Below are 3,416 nucleotides of genomic sequence, written 5' to 3'. Positions count from 1 at the left end.
GAAACACACATTAACAAGGTGTGAATGAGTAAAAGGTCTACCTTATAATGGGGCACAAACGTTCTAGCTGTCATGTTCACGTTGATCGTATTGGCACATATCTGGACAGCTTAATAGCGCTTTTCTTACAGTTCAGTATTGATTGTGTAAGTTGCTTTGGAGATTTACCTGTTTCTTATATCAAACCAGTGACATAGTTAACAGATTGATATTGATTAATATACCTAATAAAAACGCGGAGTTATCATTCACCGATTACTTTACGTATTTCAGTAGGACATTCTCATGAAGTTAAATTTGGTTCTTAACCACACAAATCAAGTCGAGCGATCAAAGTTTGTAAATTGCATCGATAAGCTATGCCAAGACAGCAAAGGAGATTCTGATTTAACCAAACAACTCGAGAAAATCGATGGCCAACTTAAAGCAGCATCAGGCAATGAAATCACGCAATTATTTAGTCTAATTCAGACTCTTTTCCAAAAGCACCTAAAAGAACAAATCGCTATCGGCGGACCTCAAGTGTCTTTACTTATCAATATCCTAGTCAGAGATGGGAATTGCATTGCTACCATTCCTTGGATTGAAAATCTTTATGCCAAAGAATATACCGAAATTGATGAGCTAAGCCAAAGCCTCATCAAAGAGATTGAAGAAAATGACTCAAGCGACTTTGAGCGATTGAATCGCCTAGATATATACCGTGAGTGCATGAAAACAGCATTTAACAACGATTTAAGGTCTAATCGCACCGCAAAGATATCTGAAGATGAACGAAGCATCTTAAATGTCTTAGCTGAACGTCTAGCGCTTTCAAGAGAGGAAATTCATGCGATTGAACACTCTGTCGACCCAATTCCAGAACTAGGTATTGAAAGTGCATTAGAGTACCTTCGAGAAAACGGTGTCATCCTTATCAACCGCCGTCGCTCTGAAATTATGATTGCCGATGAAGTTATCGAATCTCTTCATGACGTTCTTGGCAAAGAGCTGCATGATAAATATGTCCTTCGCATTCTAAGGTCACTTTCTGATGCTGATCTTTCCAATATACTCAAAAACCACGGCTACAAAATTCGTGGCATTGAAAGACAAGACAAAATAACCACAATTTCGCACTCTGGCTTATCAATCAGAAGTATTTTAATGACAGATCTTCACGCTGAAGATGCCACTCAAAATCAGAGAAAAGAACGAATCAAGCAACTCATTGAAGATATGGACCTCGATATTTCAAGAATAGGGACAAGGCTACAAGACCGCATTGATGTTTTAATTGAACACCTAAGGTCGTCAGAAGAAGAAGAGTTTAACGTACTTAGTGTAAGTGGCTATAAAGAACTACTCGAAGCACTGTCTCAAAACGAATTAAATGTTGAAGATAGGATTCGAGCAGACTTCGAAATTGAGAACAAAGAGACGCTCGACCCTGAACGCCTCAAAGCACTAAGTATCACACCATTGGATATCCTTTATCTCTATAGTAATGATGAAATTAAGACTATCCGCAATGATATGAATTTGCCTCGACGTGGCAACCCTAGAAGCCAAATTATCGAGAGCTTTGCCAGTGCCAATGATCGACTCATCGAAAACTATCATCTTTTGGCCTGTCGTGACCTTCAAGGACTTCAATCAGCAGGTATTGATATCAAAGAAGCAGATATCGGTGTGAAATTTGAGGAGGCGACTCGTTCGATTCTAGAGCAACTAGGCATGACTGTTGATGAGGATTTGAGAAAAGATATCAACACAGCTAAAGACAAGGCTGACATCATCATTTCGTTAGAAAATGATGATGTTATCGTTGGTGAAGCAAAGTCATTTAAGAATGGACAATTTTCCAAATACTCTTCAACGTCTAGACAAGTTAAAGCATATGTTAAGCGCTGTGAAGCCAACGGGCATCGGGTCGCTCAAGTACTTATTGTTGCACCTGCATTTTCTGATGACTTTGTTGATGCAGCTGATATGGATACAGAGATAAACATTTCTTTACTAGAAGCTGAGGGATTACAGAAAATTCTAGCCGCATTTAAACAGCGTAGAAACCCCAATTTTTCACCTAAATTATTGACTAAAGGTGGGCTACTGAAAGCTGACTTGATCTCCAAATCAATCTAAACACTGTTTATTGTCCGTTGAGACCTAGGGGTTACCGCTAGGTCTTTAATTTCTCTATCATTTTAAATTCTTGATGAACTAGAGCCAGATAGTTCACCTTCGTTAAGTCTAATATTGAGGTATAGGCAAGGCCTGAAAAAGCTAGACATTCTACTGGCATGAGGAAAAGTCAGTCAAATGACGCTAAGTAGAAGTATACGGTCAACCCGTCGTAAGAAGGTTTAGGGCATAAGAGTGTCAGAATCGATTGTCCTGACACACAGAATGACCGCGTAAGTATTTGCTCTTGAGCAAGTTAAACTCTGGGATGAGGAATTTAACTTACACCATAAACTCAGTGGCTCAAATTCAACTAGTCTCGTTTAGATATTGCTCGTTGGAACTCATTAAAAATAATTGAGAAGAATCCTATTGCAAACTTGTAGACTTCTTGTGATTGAGTCACGAACTTTCTAGCAAAGGCTTGCCCCCTCATCTTAGCAGGGTAATCTCCGTCGCTTTGCGCACCGTCTTTATCACACCATGTATGTTGTTGGTAATGGCTTAACCCATCGACACGAAAATCTGCCTCCAAGATTTCTAGTTGTCTAACCGCTTACTGTACATTTTCGACTTCCAATCTGATTAATTCAATACGCTCCAATGGCCTAATGACCCTTACAGTAGCTTTGCTTTTAACCTGACAGAAAAAAACCTCTTTGAAAAATGCATTTTCATAATCGTTAAGCTCAACAATCTCGTAACTATTCCCACCAAGATAAAGCCTCGTATTAGTAATGAAGCAAGGGCCAAGGCCATGATTATCCAAATATAGAATTAGTTCACCTTTGTTATTGTCTTCTCCGTGATGTAAAAAGGTGTTTAGTATCGGCTCAAGAGATTTGCGATTGTGCTGTCTCTGCAAAAAAAACGTGATGGCAGACACCAGAAGAGCAAGAGATGCGATAGTGATTTCCATATTTATTTAACCCTTTTCCGTATCTGGCCCTCAAATAATATGCTTCAAAGATTTTCGAACTAGAGAGCTAAGTTTTCGTGATTATCCATATAACTAGCTGATAAACAAACTACATAAAAATCTGTTTGTGTAAATGTTGACTAAAGCGAACTCAACTCCATTTCGGGAAAACGAGGTAAGACATATTACTACTCCTACCCGCATCAGAGTTTCCATTAGAAAAACTAACGAATAATTTCGAAGTGTTGCAGATGAGGTTTACTTTCATTAACACAAAAAGGGGCGTGCGACGTGAAGTCGTATGAAGCGCTGTTCACCGCTTAACGAGTGAACC

Annotated in this window: 2 protein-coding genes; one reads left to right on the top strand and one right to left on the bottom strand. The window is 39.1% G+C overall.

Annotated elements, in window-relative coordinates; all coding sequences use genetic code 11:
- Positions 1 to 522: 522 nt before the first annotated feature.
- On the top strand, positions 523 to 2,124 hold the full coding sequence (locus tag ACED28_RS22905; protein WP_371710826.1) for a hypothetical protein: 1,602 nt from the start codon (positions 523 to 525) through the stop codon (positions 2,122 to 2,124).
- A 595-nt stretch (positions 2,125 to 2,719) separates the two neighbouring features.
- On the opposite strand, the gene ACED28_RS22900 is transcribed toward ACED28_RS22905, so the two are convergent.
- Positions 2,720 to 3,082: a hypothetical protein gene (locus ACED28_RS22900; RefSeq protein WP_371710825.1), complete on the bottom strand. Its 363-nt coding sequence runs from the start codon at positions 3,080 to 3,082 to the stop codon at positions 2,720 to 2,722.
- Between the last annotated feature and the right edge of the window lie 334 nt (positions 3,083 to 3,416).

The sequence above is a fragment of the Vibrio sp. 1F253 genome (assembly GCF_041439295.1).
GTDB classification, from domain to species: domain Bacteria; phylum Pseudomonadota; class Gammaproteobacteria; order Enterobacterales; family Vibrionaceae; genus Vibrio; species Vibrio tasmaniensis_A.
Note: the sequence above shows the minus strand (reverse complement) of the source record. Positions and strands in the feature narration are given on the sequence as shown.